Source organism: Kitasatospora purpeofusca (genome assembly GCF_036010405.1).
In the GTDB taxonomy this organism is placed as follows: domain Bacteria; phylum Actinomycetota; class Actinomycetes; order Streptomycetales; family Streptomycetaceae; genus Kitasatospora; species Kitasatospora purpeofusca.
Genome location: NZ_CP108561.1, coordinates 489,176 through 505,414, shown reverse-complemented (window position 1 = coordinate 505,414; position 16,239 = coordinate 489,176). Strand labels below are relative to the sequence as shown.

The following is a 16,239-nucleotide window of genomic DNA, read 5'->3' as shown; positions in this document are numbered from 1 at the left end:
TCAGCATGACCCAGCGACTCGACGGCCGGGTGGCCGTCATCACCGGCGCCGGCAGCGGCATCGGCCTCGCGACCGCCCGCCGGCTCGCCGCCGAGGGAGCCAAGGTGGTCTGCGTCGACCTCGACGCGGAGACCGGCGCCAAGGCGGCCAACGAGGTCGGCGGACTGTTCGTCCAGGCGGACGTGACGGACGAGGCCGCGGTCCGCGACCTCTTCCAGCGGGCCGTGGACGAGTACGGCCGGCTCGACATCGCCTTCAACAACGCGGGCATCTCCCCGCCGGACGACGACTCCATCCTCACCACCGGCCTGGACGCCTGGAAGCGGGTCCAGGACGTCAACCTCACCAGCGTCTACCTGTGCTGCAAGTACGCGATCCCGCACATGCAGCGCCAGGGCAAGGGCTCGATCATCAACACCGCCTCCTTCGTCGCGGTGATGGGGGCGGCCACCTCGCAGATCTCCTACAGCGCCTCCAAGGGCGGGGTGCTGGCGATGTCCCGCGAGCTGGGCGTGCAGTTCGCGCGCGAGGGGATCCGGGTCAACGCGCTGTGCCCCGGTCCGGTGAACACCCCGCTGCTGCAGGAGCTCTTCGCCAAGGACCCGGAGCGGGCCGCCCGCCGTCTGGTGCACATCCCGCTCGGCCGCTTCGCCGAGCCGGAGGAGATCGCCGCGGCGGTGGCCTTCCTGGCCTCCGACGACTCCTCCTTCATGACCGCCAACACCTTCCTGGTGGACGGTGGCATCTCCGGCGCCTACGTCACCCCGCAGTAGATCCGGCACGGATCCGGCCTCCGGACGGCCCGGCCGCCCGCCCCGCACCGGGGAGGGGCGGCCGGGCCGTCGTCGCTACGTGACCGGACTGGTCCGCCCCGGCTCCGCAGGCCACTTCCGTGCCGGAACTGCTGCGCGCGGTCCGCCTGCCGGTCGGCGAAGGGATCGAACACCGCCGCCCCGGCTCCCTCTCCGGCGGCCAGCAGCGGCGGGTCGCCCTGGCCCGGGCCCTCGCCCGAAGGCCCGCGATCCTGCTCCTCGACGAACCCACCGCCAGCCTCGACGCCGACCTGCGCGACGACATCGCCGACCTGCTGCGCGACCTCGCCGACCGCGAGGACCTCGCCATCGCGCTCACCAGCCACGACCCCGACTTCGTGGCGCGCTGCGCCGACGACGTGCTCGCCCTGGAGCCGCCGCACCTCCCGGTGCCCGTCGCCCGGAGGCCGGTCCCGGCGGCCGTTGCGGCGGGGGCCCCGGCGGGTGGCGCCGGGCCCGTGGCGGAGAGCGTCACGGAATCCGCGCCGGAGAGCGTCACGACGCGCGTGCCGGAGAGCGTCACGAAGCCCGTGCTGGAGGTGGTGGCGCTCGCCGCCCGGGTGGGGAGCGGCCGAACCGGCCGGGACGTCTTCACCGCTCTCGACCTCGGGTTGACCCCCGGCACCCTGACCGGGGTCACCGGCCCGTCCGGCTGCGGCAAGACCACCCTGCTGCGCAGCCTCGCCGGCCTGCACCGCCCTGAGGCCGGGAGCGTGCTGCTCGGCGGCGAACCGCTCGCGGGCAGCGCCAGCGCGTCTCCGTCGCCCGGGCCCTGGCCGCGGAACCGGACGTCCTGCTCTGCGACGAGATCACCTCCGCGCTCGACGCGGGCACGGCCGAGGGCATCATGGCGCTGCTGCGCGAGCTGCGCGAGCTGCGCGAGCTGCGCGAGCTGCGCGAGCTGCGGGACGACCGGGGCCTGGCCATCGTCCTGGTCAGCCACGACCTGCCGCTGGTGTTCGCGCACGCCGACACCGTCCTCCCGCTCGGCCGCCCCGGGCCGGACCCGCACGGGCGGCGGGACCCGGCCGCGGCCCCGGTGTCCCCGGTGCCGACTGTGCCCACGGGGACGGACCGGGTCTGAGTCGGGGCGGCGGTGCCCCGTCGGGTCAGCTCCCGGCGGGGCTGTACGCGGCGGAGAGGTAGACCCACGCCCTGGTACCGGAGGCGAGCACCACCTCGTGGCGGGCGTAGTCGTCGACCTCGTACTCGTCCGCTGCGGCGAGCTCCTCGTCCGTGATCGCGAAGACCGTGCCGTCGACGGCGTCGCCCGCCTCGTCCGACGGCAGTACCAGGGGGTGCCGGTCGGTGCCGCTGGCGGCGATCACCTCGGGGTCGGTGATCTCGATCATGGTGAGCCGGAAACCGGGCAGCGCGTCGGCCTGCCCGTCCAGCAGCCGGCCGAAGCTGCTGAGCTGCACCTGCTCCAACTGCAGCGTGCCGTAGGAGAAGAGACGCTGGGTTGCCGTTCCGGCCATGGGTTCGCGACCTCCGTATGTGCGGGCACTGTGCGGGCGGGGCCTTGATCGTAGGGCGCGTCACCGGCCGTCCCGGCGGTGGGGTCCGCCCCGGGCGGTTCGGAGGGCCGCACGATCCTAGGCTGTCGCATCTGCCAGTTGTTTGGGCGAAACAACAAGCATCTGCCAGCTGTTTTACTTATCTTCCCTCGCGGATGCAAGATCCTCCCACCGGCTTGGCGAAGCCGGGAAGAATGGCAGCGGGCCGGCGCGGCAGCCGGTCGTGACGGAGGGAGGCCCCGGACCCATGAACGTACGCACCAGGGACGGCAGCGCCGGAGACGTCGACTACGGCGCCATCGGATCCGGCTACTCCTCCTACCGCAGGCCCGACGGCCGGGTGGCGCAGGTCATCGCGGAGGCCCTCGGGGGCGCGCGGACGGTGCTCAACGTGGGTGCGGGCACCGGTTCCTACGAGAGCGCGGCCCGGGTCGTGACGCCGGTCGAACCGTCGGCGTCCATGCGGGCCGGCCGCCCCGCGCACCTCGCCCCGGCCGTCGACGCCGTCGCCGGGGACCTGCCGTTCGAGGACGGGGCGTTCGACGCCGCGATGACGCTGTTCAGCGTCCACCAGTGGGAGGACGTCGGGGCGGGCCTGCGCGAGATGCGGCGCGTCACCCGGGGCCCGGTCGTCGTGCTGACCTGCGACCCGCTGCTGGTGCGCGACTTCTGGCTGTACGAGTACGCACCCGAGGTCCTGGACACCGAGGCCCGCCGCTACCCCCCGATCGACGAACTGGCCGCCGCCCTGGGCGGCAGCGTCACCGTGCAGCCGGTCCCGATCCCGCTCGACTGCACCGACGGCTTCAACGAGGCGTACTACGGCCGCCCCGAGATGCTGCTCGACCCCGCCGCCCGGCAGGCCTGCTCGGCCTGGAGCTTCGTCGACGACGGAGCGCGCGAGCGCTTCGACCGCAAGCTCCGCCACGACCTGGAGTCCGGTGAGTGGGAGCGCCGCTACGGCCACCTGCGGACGCGGGCCGTCCACGAGGGCTCGCTCGTCCTCGTGCGCGCGACGCCGTGAGCCAGTGGCCCCGTGAGTCTGCGACCTCGTGAGTCTGCGACCTCGTGACCCCGTGACACCCGAACTCGGCAACAGGAGCGGCACCGTGGGAGAACCCGACCGGATGGACGAGCAGCTGCGCGCCCTGGGACTCGTCCAGGCCCAGGCCAAGGCCGAACGCCTCTTCGCCGAGGTCGAGGCGCGCGGCCTGGTGGCCCCCGGCCGCGGTGAACGCGAGGTCAGCGACCTGATCCGCGACCTCGCGAACGACATGTTCGGCACCACCAAGCACTGGCACAAGCGCATCGTCCGCTCCGGCCCGCACACCCTGTTCCCCTACCAGGAGAACCCGCCGGACCGGCTCATCGGCGAGGACGACATCGCCTTCGCCGACTTCGGCCCGATCTTCGAGGAGTACGAGGCGGACTTCGGCCGCACCTTCGTCCTCGGCGAGGACCCGCACAAGCACCGCCTGCGCGACGACCTCGCCGAGGTCTTCGACGGCGGCCGCGCAGCCTTCCACGCTGACCCGCAGGTGACGGGCCGCCAACTGCACGCCCACGTCGAGCGGCTCGCCACCGAGCGGGGCTGGGCCCTGGGCGGCTGGCACGCGGGCCACCTGGTGGGGGAGTTCCCGCACGAGAGCATCGACGGCGCCAAGACCGAGTCCTACATCACCCCGGACAACGAGAACCCGCTGCGCCGCACCGACCGGGCCGGTTGGCGCTGCCACTGGATCCTGGAGGTCCACCTCGTCGACGGGCGGCGCGGTTTCGGCGGCTTCTACGAGCAACTCCTCGACCTCGCCTGACCCCCCGGCCCCGGCGCCTGCTCTGTCCTGCCCTGCTCTGCCCCGGGGGCTACGCGACGCGGGGCGCCTTCCGGCGGCCGAGCAGCCAGCCGACCAGTGCGAGGATCCCGGCGAGCGGGCCCAGGAAGGGGGCGGGAGTGGTGTGGAAGACGGTGCTGCCGAGTACCCCGGCCAGCTGCCAGCCGCAGGTGAGCACGGCCGCCAGCGACAGCCAGTGCCAGCGGTCGTCCCGCGCCACGGTGAACGGCAGGACGAGCACGGACACGGTCTGCACCAGGTACCCGTACTGGAACCAGCTGTAGTAGACGGTGTCCCACCAGGTCACGGCCGGGGGTCCGTCCGTGAACTCCCGGCGGAACTCCAGGAAGGTCGGGTCCGAGAAGCCGGAGGGCCACCACGGCCACAGGTAGAGGCCGATCAGGGTGAGCAGCAACGCGGCCACCCCGAGCGCGACGGGGGCACCCTTGCCGGGCGGAGCGGGGTCGATCAGCGGCATCGTGGTCCTGTTCTCTGCGGGCCGGAGTGCTGTCGGCGGTCGGGCCCCGTCGGGACAAGGCCGCTGTCAACGACCTGCGCCACCCGCCCGGTCCCCCGCATGCACCCCAGGATGCCGTCCCGCCCGAAGCCCCGGAACACAACTGACGAGTAGTCATCGAACCGTAATCACGCGGACGGAGCGCCGTTCCGCAGCCCGGACGGTCAGCCCCGCAGGGCGAACTCGGCGCGGTCGTGCCACACGGTGCCGTCGAACACCAGCAGGTGGACGGATGTGATGCGCGCCGTGAGCGGCAGCCGGTTCGAGACCTCCGCCTCGATCTCGTCGAGCACGCCCGGGTCCTGGCTGAAGGCCACGGTCAGGTGCGGAACGACATCGGCGAACCGGCCCCGGTACGGCGGAGCTTCCGGCCACCGGCCGGCCACGGCCGAGGGGCCGGCGTGCGGGCCGGGCCGGTGCCCGGCCCGCACGCCGTGTGCTGCTGCCCGTCAGGCCGTCAGGCCCGTCGGGTGGAAGTTGATGCGTTCGCGGACGACGGGGAAGCCGGCCTTGGTGAAGTTCGCGGCCATGGGGTGGTTGGTGCGGTCGGTGGCCGCGGTGATGGATTCGGCGCCGTGCTCGACCAGGGTGCGGGTGCACTCGGCGAGCAGGTCGTAGGCGTAGCCCTGGCCCCGGTGCTGGGGGAGGACACCGATGAAGCCGATGGTCGGGCCGGAGGGGTTGTGGGCGGGGATGTGGATGCCGGCGAGGTCGCCGTCGGGGGTGTGCGCGGTCTGCCACCACTCCCGCGGGGACGGGCACCAGTGGAAGAAGTCCAGCTCCTCCTGGGCGGCCCGGTCGACGCCGCCCTCGGCGATCGCCCTGAGCGCGTGGGCGTCCAGGGTGGCGGAGTGGATGCGGCGCAGGGCGTCGAGGAAGACGGCGTCGTCGGGCTCGGCCTCGAAGCGCAGTCGCCCGGGGCGCTCGGGCAGTCCGCGCTCCGGGGTCCAGCGGTAGAGGAAGCGCTCGACGAGGAGTTCGTACCCGGCGGCCCGGGCGGCGGCGAAGCGTGCCTCGGCGGCGGTGCGCGCGTCGGGCCGTTCCCGCCAGTCGCCCGGCAGGTTGATTTCGAGTTCGACCTGCCAGGGGGCGGAGCGCAGGAGCTCGGCCCCGGCCTCCTCCTGGCCCTCGGCGACGTCGAACCAGTTGATGTTGACGGGCTCCGCGTCCTCGGGGCCGCCCCACCAGGCGCCGCGGGCGACGACCTCGCCGTCGCGCAGGGCGACGCGCTTCCACTCGGGGCGGAACGTGGTGCGCCGGTGACCCTCGCGGGCACCCAGGGGGTCGGGGTGTGCGTCGAACAGGTGGGCGTCGCTCGCGGAAAGCGTGCGGATGACCGTGTCGGTCATGGATTCCTCCGGGATACAGGCTGCTTGCAGCGCTCCCGGTCAGGACTGGTGAAGAACGCCGGGACAGCGGAAGAGGGAGCGCTGGAAAGGTATGGACTGCACGGCACTCGCCTCCTTCCGTTCGTCTCAAGGCGTGGCGCCACCGTACGTGATCCTCCGTCGATCCGTCCACGGATTTTCGCGGGCCGGTGGAGCGGCCCCGTCACCAGCCGTCCCAGTGCAGGACCTGCTCGCGCGGGATCCGGCGGGCGGGGCGGAAGTCGGTGCCGAGGGTGTACGCGACCGGGATGAACGCGGCCTGCATGACCTCCGGGTAGGGGATGCCGAGCTCCTGCGCGAACTCCCGCTCCAGGGGCAGGTTCCCGGTCGTCCACACGGTGCCGAGGCCGCGTTCGCGGGCGGCCAGCATGAAGCTCCACGCGGCGGGCAGGATCGAGCCCCAGGTGCCGGCCTGATGGGTGACGGAGAGGCCCTCGGTGCGCCCCTCGACGCAGGGGATGACGTAGGCGGGCACCTCGTGCAGATGCCGGTACAGGTGCTCGACGCCCGTGTACACCCGCTCCATCACGCCCGGCGCGACCTCGGCCCGGCGCACGTCGCGGGCGGGCAGCGGCTGATGGGCCTGCGGGACGGCCAGGCTCGCCCGCCACAGGTCCGCGAGCACGGCCCGGCGGGCCGGGTCGGTGACGATGACGAAGTGCCAGCGCTGCCGGTTGCGGCCGGTCGGCGCCTGCACGGCGAGGTCGACGCACTCCTCCAGGAGCGCGCGCGGCACCGGCCGGGTCAGGTCGAGCCGGTGGCGGACGGCCCGGGTGGTGGAGAGCAGGGTGTCGGAAGCGAGACCGAGGTTCATGTGTTGAGCCTCGTACGGCCCGGACCGCCGGGGGAAGGCCGGGCTTCCACTGAGTGGAACGAGTGGAACCCGACGAGTGGACAGGGGAAGGAAGTTGGGCGAGAGCGTGGCGGGTCGGCTCTTCTCGGTGCTGGATGCGTTCGAGGGCGTGGGCGAGGACGGGGGTGTGGGCAGGGGCGTGGGCGGACGCCCGCCGGTACTGCGGCTCACCGACATCGCCACGCGCACCGGGCTCCCGGCGCCGACGGCGCTGCGGCTGGTGCGGGAGCTGGTGGCCTGGGGCGGTCTGGAGCGGGGCGTGGACGGCGGGTACCGGCTCGGGCTCCGGCTGCGGGTCCTGGGTGCGGCGGCGCCCTGCCCGCGCGGCCTCCTCGACGCGGCGCTCCCGGCCCTGCGGGAGCTGGGCGCCAGGACCGGTGGGCACGCCGACCTGGCGGTGCTCGCCGGGCCCTCGGCGGACGGGGTGCTGTGCCTGGTGGGCGGGGACCGGCCGCCGCCGCACGCGACGGCGTACGGGAAGGTGCTGCTCGCCGCCCCGCCGGCCGAGCTGCCCCGGCACACCCGGTACACCGTGGTGTCCCCGGGTGTCCTCGCCGGACAGCTGGCCCGGGTCCGGGCGGCGGGCCTCGCGGTCTGCGCGGAGGAGTTCCGGCTGGGCGAGGTGACGGTGGCCGCCCCGGTGCGAGGTGAGGGCGGGGGCGGGACGGTCGGCGCGCTGGGCGTCACCGTCCCGACGGGGGTGCCGCTGGACCGGGTGGTGGCGGCGGTCCGGGCGGCGGTCGCGCGGGTCCGGCCCCCGGCACCGGCGCCCTGACCCGGGAGCCGGCTCGGGACCCACGGCGGCGCGGGACGCGCGAGGTCCCACAACCCGTCCCGGCAATGGGTAAATTGGTGATGATTGGGACAAAATCCATGATGTGTGCGTCCACCCGCAGAAGGCCGAACGGCCTTCGGAAAGGGCTCCCATGTACCCCGCTCTCACCCCCGCCGTCCTCACCGAGCTGCGCCGCCCCAGGCCGTACCCGGCCGTGTCGATCCTGATGCCCACGCACCGCCGGGAGCCCGACAACGCGCAGGACCCGGTCCGGCTGCGCACCCTCGCGGCCTCGGCGAGGAAGCGGATCGAGGAGGACCCGGAGGTCTCCCGCGCGGTCCGGATCGACGTGCTGGAGCAGCTCGACCGGGCGCTCGCCGAGGTCGACCTGGTGCACGCCGAGGACGGCCTGGCGATCCTGGTCGCGCCGGGCGAGCACCACGTCTGGTCGCTGGGCCGGACGGCGCCCGCCCGGGTGGTGCTGTCCGACACCTTCCTGACCCGCAACCTGGTCGCCGCCCAGGCGGCCGAGCGGCCGCACTGGGTGCTCGCGCTCGCCGCCGACCGGGTGCTGCTGTGGGGCGGCAACAGCGAGCGGGTCGCGGAGGACACCCGGCACGGATTCCCGCTGGTGCGCCAGTACGAGAACCCCGACCCGGAGCGGCAGGAGCGGATCGGCGACAAGCCCAGCACCTTCCAGGACGAGGAGACCAAGATCTTCCTGCGGCAGGCGGAGGGCGAGCTCGGCAAGGTGCTGGCCGCCGACCCGCGCCCGCTGTACGTGGTCGGCGAGGCGGCGGCCCTCGCCCTGCTGGACGCCGCCGGGCCGATCGTCCGCGGCGCCACCGCGCAGATCCCGCACGGCGGCCTCGCCCAGGCGGACGCCGAGACGGTCCGCAAGGTGGTCGAGCCCGCCGTCCGCGCGCATGCGGACGCCGGGATCTCCGACGCCCTCGCCCGGCTCGACAAGGCCCGGGGCCGCCAGGCGTTCGCGGCCGGAGTGGACGAGGTCTGGCGGACCGCCGCCGAGGGGCGGGTCGCCCAGCTGGTGGTGGAGGAGAACTTCCGGGTCACCGTCCGCGACGAGGGCGACCACCTGGTGCCCGCCGAGGCCGAGCAGTCGGGCGCGCGCGAGGACATCGTCGACGAGGTGATCGAGCGCGCCCTCGACACCGGCGCCCAGGTCTCCTTCGTCCCCGACGGCACCCTCTCGGACGCCGGCCGGATCGCCGCCGACCTGCGGTACTGACCCGCCCCCGGTACCCCGGTTTCCCGGGCCTCTCCTCGGCGGCGGCAGCGAACGGGCCGAGGAGAGGCCCGGGGTCGGGCGGGGCGGCCCGTGCGGTCCGGGGCCTCAGACCGCCGACCGGGGGGTCGTCGCACCGACGGGGCTCGCGTCGGCGGCGGTGTCGTCGGCGCCCGGCCCGAGGTGCGGGCGGCCGGGACCGGAGGTCTTCGGGCCGCGCCGCTTCCCTCCTCGGGCCGTGACCGCCACCGTCCCGGCCGCCGCCGCGGCGAGGGCGCTCCAGGCGGCGCTGTAGCCGCCGGTGGTGTCCCGCAGCAGGCCGAGAGCGGGCGGGGCGAGGATCACGGCCACCTGGTTGACGGCCATCACGAGGCCGAGCGCGAAGCCGGTCCGGCCGGGCGGGGCCGCTTCGGCCAGGTGCGCGACCCAGGGCCCGTACCAGCCGATCCCGAAGAAGCCGAGCCAGGCGAGGAGCAGGGCGGCCGCGAGCGGATGCCCGCCGAGCGGGGTCGCCAGTGCCACCAGCGCGGCCGCCGCCGCGACCATGCTCGCCAGGACCGGCCGGTAGCGGCCCGCGCGGCTGCGGTCGCTCCACGCCGCGAGGCCGATCCGCCCGAGCATGCCCGCCAGCTGGGCCGCGACCAGGACGGCACCTGCCGCACCGGCCCCGAGGCCGGTCACGTCGTGCAGGTACAGCGCGCCGAGTACGCCGATGCCGCTGTGCACCGAGACCATGGCCGTGCCCGACAGCAGCGCCTTCGCCATCGCGGGCTCGCGCAACAGCCGGAGCCGGTCCATGAGCGGCGGCGGCACCGGAGCCGCCGCGACCGGGGCCGAGGTCGGGGCCGTTGCGGCGACCGGGGCCTCCGCCCGCTCCGCGACCGCCCCGGGCGGGCGACGGTAGAGCACGGTGAAGGCCACCGCACCCGCCAGCGCGACCAGCCCGCCGACCAGCACAGCGACCCGCCACCCGGATGCGGCGGCGACCACCGGCAGCACGGCCACCGCGACCGCCCCGCCCAGCGGCAGCCCGGCCTGCCGCACGCCCATCGCGAACCCGAGCCGTGAGGGCTCGAACCAGGCCGCCACCGACTTGCTGCCACCGGGCTGGATCGCGCTGTACCCCGCCCCGACGACCAGCAGCACCACGAGCAGCGACGCGTACCCCTGGGCCAGGCTCCCCGCCAGCAGGCCTGCGGCGACCACCCCGGCCCCGATGCCGACCACCCACCGTTCGCCGTACCGGTCCAGCAGCTCACCGGCCACCAGCAGGCCGACCAGCGGCACAAGTTGGGAAGCGGAGAGCAGTAACCCCAACTGCGTCGTGCTGAGGTCCAGCGCGTTCTGCAGGGGCACCGCCATCGCCCCGATGCCCTGGACGAAGAAGCACGCGGCGGCCTGCGTGAAGGTGGCGACCCCGAGGACCGTCCAGCGGTACGGCAGCGGGGACGGCCCGCCCCGGGCGTCGGTGTGATGACTCATGGCGATCAGACTGCTGTAATGGTCTTATGCACCTCAACCCTTACGGCGAGGACGCCGTCAATCTGGCCGCGGAGTTGGCGAACGAGCGGCCGAGGAGCGTCGACGAACTCGTGGACCGCTGCCGGGCGGCCGGACTCGTGGTCGAGGGACCGTTCACGGACGACGACCTGCCGCACGTCGACGCGGTGCTGGACGCCTGGGAGGCCGTCGTCGACGCCGCCGACGAGCGCGAACGGGCCGCCAGGCTGAACCTGATGCTCGCCGCCGGCGCGGCCCACCCCCGGCTCACCGACCACACCGGCGACGGCTGGCACCTGCACTACCGGGAGGACGACCTGCCGCTCGGCGCCCTGCTGTTCTCGCTGATCGGCGTCGGCACCGCGCTGCACCTGGTGGGACGCGGCATGCACCGGCTCGGCCGGTGCGCCGTCGCGGAGTGCGACACGGTCTTCGCCGACACCACCCGCACCGGCCGGCGCCGCTACTGCTCCCAGCGCTGCGCCAACCGCGACGCCGTCCGCCGCCACCGTGCGAGCCACCCGTCCGCCGCCTGAGCGCACCCGTCGCCCCGGGTGCTGAGCAGTGCCCCACCCGTCAGGTCGTCACGCCCGTGCGGTGCGCGGGCCGGCTCGGCACCGGCTCGCGCTCCGACAGCCGCAGGCGCAGCCGTCGCGGCCGGTAGACGGTGGCGAGCGGGACGGCGCGGACGTCGGCGTCCGGTTCGGGGGCCAGCCGCCAGCGGGAGAGCACGGTGGCGAGGACGAGGGTGGCCTCGGTCCGCGCGTACAGGTCGCCCAGGCACTTGCGGGCCCCGGCGCCGAACGCGGTGAACGCCTGGCGGGCGAGCGGCGACTCCTCCTCGGGCCGCCAGCGGCCGGGGCGGAACTCGTCCGGTCGCGGGAAGGCCTCCGGATCGCGGGCGACGGCGGCGGGACTGAAGACGAGGGTGGAGCCGCTCGGCAGCGGGACGCCCGCCAGCTCGGTGCCGGTCGTGGTCAGGCGGGTGAACAGCCAGCCGGGCGGGTGGAGGCGCAGGGTCTCGGTGATCACCCAGCCGGTCAGCGGGAGGGCGGCGAGGTCCTCCCAGCCGACCGGGCGCCCGCCGAGGACGGTGTCGATCTCCCGGTACAGCTCCTCGGCGACCTCCGGGTGCCGGGACAGCCGGTGGAAGGCCCACACCAGCGTGGCGGCCACCGTCTCGGTGCCCGCCGCCATCACGGTGATCACCTGGTCGTGCACCTCGGCGTCGGTCAGCCGGCCGCCGTCCTCGTCCCGGGCCGCGAGCAGCGCGCCGAGCAGGTCCGGGGTCGCGCCGGCCGTCGACGCGGGGTTCTCCCCGTACCCGGCGATCAGCCGTTGCGTCACCTCGTGCAGCTGCCGCAGCGCCGCCCGGTAGCGGAGGTTGGCCGGAGTCGGCAGGCGGCGCAGCGTCCGGGGCAGGAACATCTGCCGGAACAGCCCGTTCAGCACCGTGTCGAAGGCCCGCTCCACGCCCCGGGTCAGCTCCTCGTCGAGCGCGGTCGACCAGAGCGTGCGGGCCACCACCCGCAGCGCCAGCCCGTACAGCTCGGGGAAGGCCTCGATCACCTGGCCGTCCTGCCAGCGCGCCGTGGTGGCCTCGATCTCGGCGTTCATCGCCTCGGCGTAGTGCCGCAGCTGCGGGCGGGTGAAGGCGCTCTGCATCAGCCGCCGCTGCCGGCGGTGGTCCTGGTACGGGCAGGTGACCAGGCCGTTGCCGGCGACGTCGCGGGCCCGGTCGTAGAAGACCCCGCCCTTGTCGTAGACCTGGTCGCCGGTGAGCACCCGGCGCAGCAGTTCGGGATGGCAGGGCACGTACGCCGTGGACGGGCCGATCCTGATCCGCACCAGGTCGCCGTGGGCGGCCAGCGAGGTCATGAACCGGACCGGGCTGCGCATCATCTGCCAGGCGTGCCCGACCCCCGGCACCGCTCCGGGGGCCGTCCCGACCACGAACGTCTGCTCTGCCAACGCTTCTCTCCTCGTCCCCGGGCCCGCGCGGCGCCCGTTCGGCGGCTCGGCCCGAGTACTGCATCGGCCGGTCGGCCGCCCGGGTGAAGCCCCGCAGACGCCCCGGCTGTCCGCAGGACGCACGCGGGGGCGCGGGACCCGGGGCGCGAGCCCCCGGGGGAGCGGCGCGCTGCGGGACGATCCCGGTCGGTCGGTCGGTCGGTCGACGGGTCGTCGGGTCGTCCGGTCGGTCGACGGCCGGTCACATTACGTCGGCATGACTGAAGCCGGTCGTCCGACGGGCGGCCTAGTGTCAGTGACGTCACCGAAGCACCTGTACGAAAGAGAACCGTATGCAGCTACGCCCCACCACCGAGTCCGACCTCGACCGGGTCACCTCCGTCACGGTGGACGAGCCGGTCGGCTGGATCGAGGCCGACCGCTACCTGGAAGAACTGAAGGAGGGCATGTACCGCCCGGAGTGGACCTGGATCGCCGAGCAGGACGGCCGGGTCCTGGCCCGCGCCCTGTGGTGGGGCCACGCCACCGGCGAACACCCGCTCGCCCTGGACTGCCTGTACGTCGACCCCTCGGTGGAGGACCGCGCCGCACTCGGCGCGGAACTGGTCCGGGCCGGCCTGCGGGCCTTCACCGAGCAGCCCGGCTTTTTGGGCGGCCCGGCTTTTTGGGCTGCCCCGGTCGCCCGAGCAGCCCGGCTCCCGGTGTTCCGCCCCGGGGCCGTTCCGCCTCAGGCGGCCAGCAGGGCGGCGAGCTCGGTGCGCGAGCCGACACCCAGCTTGGGGAAGGCCCGGTACAGGTGGTGCCCGACCGTCCTCGGGCTGAGGAACAGCTGCGCCGCGATCTCCCGGTTGCTCGCCCCGGTGGCGGCCAGCCGGACCACCTCCCGCTCCTGCGGACTGAGCAGGCTGATCGACCCGTCCTGCCGGGTGGTCAGCACGGTCTCCCCGCCGGCCGCGCCCAGCTCCGACCTGGCCCGCTCGGCCCAGGGCCGCGCGCCGAGCGCCTCGAAGCCGTCCAGTGCGGCGCGCAACTGCTCCCGGGCGTCGATCTGCCGGCGCAGACGGCGCCGCCACTCCCCGTACAGCAGCGCGGTGCGGGCCCGGTCGAACGCGTTCCCGGCCACGGCCCCGGCCCCGTGCCCGTTGCCGTCGCCCTCGCTGTACAGGGCGAGCGCGGCGGTGAAGTGCTGCTCGGCCGTTCCGTCGGGCGCGGTCAGTGCCCGGCACCGGGCGGCCAGGGCGCCGAGCGCGGGCCGGTCCAGTGCGGTGGCCCATTCGTCGAGCACACCCGCCGCCTGCGCCGCCCGCTCCGGGTGGCCCGCCCGAACCGCAGCCTCCACCAGGTCCGGCAGCAGGGGCAGGCAGAGCAGCGGATGGCCGACCTCCCGCCGGGCCGCCGACAGTGCGTCGAGCGCGGTCTGCGCCCGGCCCAGGCCCAGTTCGAGCAGACCCCGGGCCCACAGCGCGTCCGCCGCGGCCCGGCCCACGCCGCGCGGTCGCGCGTACCCGAGGGCCTCCTCGGTCAGGGCCCGGACCTGCTCCTCCTCGCCCCGGACGGCGGCCGGCAGCGCCAGGGCGGCGCGCAGGTGGGAGGCCCGGTGGGCGAGGTCGTAATACTCGGCCAGCCGGAGCGCCTCGGTGCCCCGGGCCACCGCCTCCTCGTGCCGGCCCAGCGTCAGCTCCGTGCGGACCAGCAGGTCGAGCGTGGTGGGCAGCCAACCGCTGATGCCCTGCTCCCGGCAGTGGGCGACGGCACCGAGGGCCACCCGGCGGGCGGTCGGATGGTCGCCGGTCAGCAGGCAGTGGATGCCGGTCAGCAACCGCTCCATCACCCCCGTGGCCGCCACCTCGGTCGCCGCCACCAGCGGGCGCAGCGCGGCGAGCGCGCCGGACACGCCGGACACGCCGGACGCGCGGGGCACGTCGTCGCCGAACAGCAGGGCGGGCACGGCGAGCACGGGCAGTTCGGGGGCGCGGGACGCGACCTCCGCCATCAGCGCCGCGTCCCCGCCCGAGTAGGCCGCGTGGACGGCGTCGACGAGCAGTGAGGCCGTCGCCTCCGGGTGCGCGGCACCGGTCAGGTCCGCGCTGTCGAGCAGGATCCGGGCGGCCGCCGCCGGGCTGCGGTGGCCGAGCTCGACCGCCGCCCTGGCCCGGGCGAAGTTCGCCGCCACCTCCGGGTCCGCCAGCGGCAGCGGCACCTGGTCGGCGAGGGCGCCGCAGCGCTGGTCCTGGCCCGCGTCGGCGGCCTTCCGGGCGGCCTGGACCAGGCGGCGGGCCCGCAGGTCGCGGTCCGCGGTCAGCTGGGCGGCGCGCTCGTACGCCGCGGAGGCGGACGCCATCGCCTGCCGGTTCCCGGCCCACTCGGCGACCCGCTCCAGCTCCTCGGCGACCCCCTCGTCCGGGCCGGTCGCCGCGGCGGCCAGGTGCCAGGCCCGCCGATGCTGCTGTCCGGCCCCGCCCAGCGCCCCGGCGAGCGCCCGGTGAGCGGCGATCCGGCGGGCGAGCGGGGCACTCCGGTAGGCGGCGTACCGGACCAGCGGGTGCCGGAAGCGCACCAGTTCGCCGGAGAGGAGCACCAGCCCGGCCCGTTCGGCCGGTTCGAGGTCCTCGACGCCCGCACCGAGCTCCCGGGCGGCCTCCAGCACCGTGCCGAGGCTCCCGGTGTCGTCGGCGGCGGCCACCAGCAGTACCAGCCGGGTGGCCTCGGGCAGCCGCCCGACCTGTTCCAGGAAGCCGTCCTGGATCCGGCCGCGCAGTCCGGCGGCCGTCTCGGGCAGTGCCAGCGGGCCCAGTCGGCCGGCGCGCTGGGCGGGCGTCAGGGCGGCGGACAGCTCGATCAGGGCCAGCGGGTTGCCCCCGGCCTCCTCCATCACGCGATCGGCGACGTACGGGGGCAGCCCGGTGAGCAGTTCGGCGGCGGCCGTACGGTCCAGACCCTCGACGAGCAGCCCCGGCAGGCCCTTCACGGTGGCGCCCGGGGCCCCGTCGCGGACGGCGAAGAGCATCACGACGCCCTCCGCGCGCAGTCGGCGCGCGGCGAAGGTCAGCATGTCCACCGACGGCCGGTCGACCCATTGGGCGTCGTCGACCAGGCAGAGCAGCGGCCCGTCGGCGGCGGCCTCCGACAGCATGGTGAGGACCGCGAGGCCGACGGTGAAGCTGTCCCGCACCTCGTCCGAGGTGAGCCCGAACACCGCCCGCAGGGCGTCGGCCTGCGCCGGCGGCAGGCCGTCGACGAGGCCCAGGACGGGCAGGAAGAGCTGGTGGAGGCCGCCGTAGGCGAGCTCCATCTCCGACTCGATGCCCTCCACCCGCAGCACCCGGGCGCCGCCGGCCTGCCCGGCGGCCCAGTCGAGCAGGGCGGACTTGCCCGCCGGCAAGCACAAGGAACCGTCAGGACACGCCGGACGGGCCCTCGGCCGACGCCCGCCGCACCCGGTAGCCCCAGCGCGCGAGCGACCGGACCACGGTCGCGGCGCCGACGGGATTGGCGCTGTGGACGAGCACCTCACCGATCCGGAACGGCCGTCCGTCGAAGGCGGCCCGCTCCAGCAGGGTCACCACCGGCATGATCGTGTCGTCGCCGCCGAGATCGTGGTCGAGCCACAACTCGTCCACGTAGCGGTCGCGGTGCTCCTCCAGGAGCCGGACGCCCTCCCGGCTGGTACGGGCGATCCGCGTCGCGTGGGGGAGCGGCCGCAGGTCGTCCACACCGAGGACGACGGGCCCGGGCGCGTCGGAAGTGTCGTTCATCGGACCATTGTGCGGTGGGTAGCGTGACACTGGTTCGTTCGACCGTTCATCAGGTCATCGGTTCATCGGTTAT

At 74.9% G+C, this 16,239-nt stretch carries 16 protein-coding genes and 1 pseudogene; 8 read left to right on the top strand and 9 right to left on the bottom strand.

Annotated features, from left to right (window positions below):
- The first annotated feature begins 5 nt into the window (after window positions 1–5).
- From OG715_RS02310 to OG715_RS02295, 3 genes and pseudogenes are all read left to right on the top strand, one after another.
- On the top strand, window positions 6–773 hold the full coding sequence (locus tag OG715_RS02310) for a 3-oxoacyl-ACP reductase (RefSeq protein WP_266309091.1): 768 nt from the start codon (window positions 6–8) through the stop codon (window positions 771–773).
- Between the two features lie 119 nt (window positions 774–892).
- Window positions 893–1,495: pseudogene (locus tag OG715_RS02305) on the top strand (ATP-binding cassette domain-containing protein); the annotation flags it as partial.
- 164 nt (window positions 1,496–1,659) lie between these two features.
- Window positions 1,660–1,896, top strand: coding sequence for a hypothetical protein (locus tag OG715_RS02295; protein ID WP_327063800.1), 237 nt, complete (start codon window positions 1,660–1,662; stop codon window positions 1,894–1,896).
- Window positions 1,897–1,921: 25 nt separating this feature from the next.
- Here the strand turns inward: OG715_RS02295 and OG715_RS02290 are convergent, their stop codons facing one another.
- Entirely contained in the window at window positions 1,922–2,290 is a 369-nt protein-coding gene (locus OG715_RS02290; RefSeq protein WP_327063799.1) for a gamma-glutamylcyclotransferase family protein, read from the bottom strand.
- 286 nt (window positions 2,291–2,576) lie between these two features.
- On the opposite strand from OG715_RS02290, the gene OG715_RS02285 reads away from it, so the two are divergent.
- Entirely contained in the window at window positions 2,577–3,353 is a 777-nt protein-coding gene (locus OG715_RS02285; RefSeq protein ID WP_327063798.1) for a class I SAM-dependent methyltransferase, read from the top strand.
- Between the two features lie 103 nt (window positions 3,354–3,456).
- Window positions 3,457–4,143, top strand: coding sequence for a M24 family metallopeptidase (locus OG715_RS02280; protein ID WP_327064211.1), 687 nt, complete (start codon window positions 3,457–3,459; stop codon window positions 4,141–4,143).
- A gap of 49 nt (window positions 4,144–4,192) precedes the next feature.
- Here the strand turns inward: OG715_RS02280 and OG715_RS02275 are convergent, their stop codons facing one another.
- The 4 genes from OG715_RS02275 to OG715_RS02260 all read right to left on the bottom strand — a co-directional run bounded on the left by OG715_RS02275 (window position 4,193) and on the right by OG715_RS02260 (window position 6,880).
- A complete protein-coding gene (locus tag OG715_RS02275; RefSeq protein ID WP_327063797.1) occupies window positions 4,193–4,639 on the bottom strand; it encodes a hypothetical protein in 447 nt (148 codons plus the stop codon).
- 203 nt (window positions 4,640–4,842) lie between these two features.
- Window positions 4,843–5,064, bottom strand: coding sequence for a 2'-5' RNA ligase family protein (locus OG715_RS02270; RefSeq protein WP_327064210.1), 222 nt, complete (start codon window positions 5,062–5,064; stop codon window positions 4,843–4,845).
- Between the two features lie 63 nt (window positions 5,065–5,127).
- Entirely contained in the window at window positions 5,128–6,027 is a 900-nt protein-coding gene (locus OG715_RS02265) for a GNAT family N-acetyltransferase (RefSeq protein WP_327063796.1), read from the bottom strand.
- 202 nt (window positions 6,028–6,229) lie between these two features.
- Entirely contained in the window at window positions 6,230–6,880 is a 651-nt protein-coding gene (locus OG715_RS02260) for a nitroreductase family protein (RefSeq protein ID WP_327063795.1), read from the bottom strand.
- 94 nt (window positions 6,881–6,974) lie between these two features.
- Between OG715_RS02260 and OG715_RS02255 the strand changes: the two genes are divergently transcribed.
- Both OG715_RS02255 and OG715_RS02250 read left to right on the top strand, forming a co-directional pair.
- Window positions 6,975–7,694, top strand: coding sequence for an IclR family transcriptional regulator (locus OG715_RS02255; RefSeq protein ID WP_327063794.1), 720 nt, complete (start codon window positions 6,975–6,977; stop codon window positions 7,692–7,694).
- Window positions 7,695–7,845: 151 nt separating this feature from the next.
- Window positions 7,846–8,943: a baeRF3 domain-containing protein gene (locus tag OG715_RS02250; RefSeq protein WP_327063793.1), complete on the top strand. Its 1,098-nt coding sequence runs from the start codon at window positions 7,846–7,848 to the stop codon at window positions 8,941–8,943.
- A 105-nt stretch (window positions 8,944–9,048) separates the two neighbouring features.
- Here OG715_RS02250 and OG715_RS02245 read toward each other — a convergent pair whose 3' ends face one another.
- Window positions 9,049–10,422 carry an MFS transporter gene (locus tag OG715_RS02245; protein ID WP_327063792.1) on the bottom strand — a complete coding sequence of 458 codons (1,374 nt, stop codon included), beginning with the start codon at window positions 10,420–10,422 and terminating at the stop codon, window positions 9,049–9,051.
- A 26-nt stretch (window positions 10,423–10,448) separates the two neighbouring features.
- Between OG715_RS02245 and OG715_RS02240 the strand changes: the two genes are divergently transcribed.
- Window positions 10,449–10,976 carry a CGNR zinc finger domain-containing protein gene (locus tag OG715_RS02240; protein ID WP_327063791.1) on the top strand — a complete coding sequence of 176 codons (528 nt, stop codon included), beginning with the start codon at window positions 10,449–10,451 and terminating at the stop codon, window positions 10,974–10,976.
- Between the two features lie 40 nt (window positions 10,977–11,016).
- On the opposite strand, the gene ptlI is transcribed toward OG715_RS02240, so the two are convergent.
- The 3 genes from ptlI to OG715_RS02225 form a co-directional block, all read right to left on the bottom strand.
- Window positions 11,017–12,411, bottom strand: a complete 1,395-nt coding sequence (gene ptlI / locus OG715_RS02235) for a pentalenene oxygenase (protein ID WP_327063790.1) — start codon at window positions 12,409–12,411, stop codon at window positions 11,017–11,019.
- A gap of 727 nt (window positions 12,412–13,138) precedes the next feature.
- Window positions 13,139–15,793 (bottom strand): helix-turn-helix transcriptional regulator, encoded by a 2,655-nt coding sequence (locus OG715_RS02230; protein ID WP_327063789.1) that lies wholly within the window; start codon window positions 15,791–15,793, stop codon window positions 13,139–13,141.
- Between the two features lie 13 nt (window positions 15,794–15,806).
- Window positions 15,807–16,166, bottom strand: coding sequence for a cyclic-phosphate processing receiver domain-containing protein (locus OG715_RS02225; RefSeq protein ID WP_327063788.1), 360 nt, complete (start codon window positions 16,164–16,166; stop codon window positions 15,807–15,809).
- Between the last annotated feature and the right edge of the window lie 73 nt (window positions 16,167–16,239).

Coding starts and splice junctions, on each gene's coding strand:
- OG715_RS02295 (WP_327063800.1), top strand. CDS start 1,660: ATGGCGCTGCTGCGCGAGCTGCGCGAGCTGCGCGAGCTGCGCGAGCTG.
- OG715_RS02225 (WP_327063788.1), bottom strand. CDS start 16,166: ATGAACGACACTTCCGACGCGCCCGGGCCCGTCGTCCTCGGTGTGGAC.
- OG715_RS02285 (WP_327063798.1), top strand. CDS start 2,577: ATGAACGTACGCACCAGGGACGGCAGCGCCGGAGACGTCGACTACGGC.
- OG715_RS02290 (WP_327063799.1), bottom strand. CDS start 2,290: ATGGCCGGAACGGCAACCCAGCGTCTCTTCTCCTACGGCACGCTGCAG.
- OG715_RS02310 (WP_266309091.1), top strand. CDS start 6: ATGACCCAGCGACTCGACGGCCGGGTGGCCGTCATCACCGGCGCCGGC.
- OG715_RS02280 (WP_327064211.1), top strand. CDS start 3,457: ATGGACGAGCAGCTGCGCGCCCTGGGACTCGTCCAGGCCCAGGCCAAG.
- OG715_RS02275 (WP_327063797.1), bottom strand. CDS start 4,639: ATGCCGCTGATCGACCCCGCTCCGCCCGGCAAGGGTGCCCCCGTCGCG.
- OG715_RS02250 (WP_327063793.1), top strand. CDS start 7,846: ATGTACCCCGCTCTCACCCCCGCCGTCCTCACCGAGCTGCGCCGCCCC.
- OG715_RS02240 (WP_327063791.1), top strand. CDS start 10,449: ATGCACCTCAACCCTTACGGCGAGGACGCCGTCAATCTGGCCGCGGAG.
- OG715_RS02260 (WP_327063795.1), bottom strand. CDS start 6,880: ATGAACCTCGGTCTCGCTTCCGACACCCTGCTCTCCACCACCCGGGCC.
- OG715_RS02245 (WP_327063792.1), bottom strand. CDS start 10,422: ATGAGTCATCACACCGACGCCCGGGGCGGGCCGTCCCCGCTGCCGTAC.
- OG715_RS02265 (WP_327063796.1), bottom strand. CDS start 6,027: ATGACCGACACGGTCATCCGCACGCTTTCCGCGAGCGACGCCCACCTG.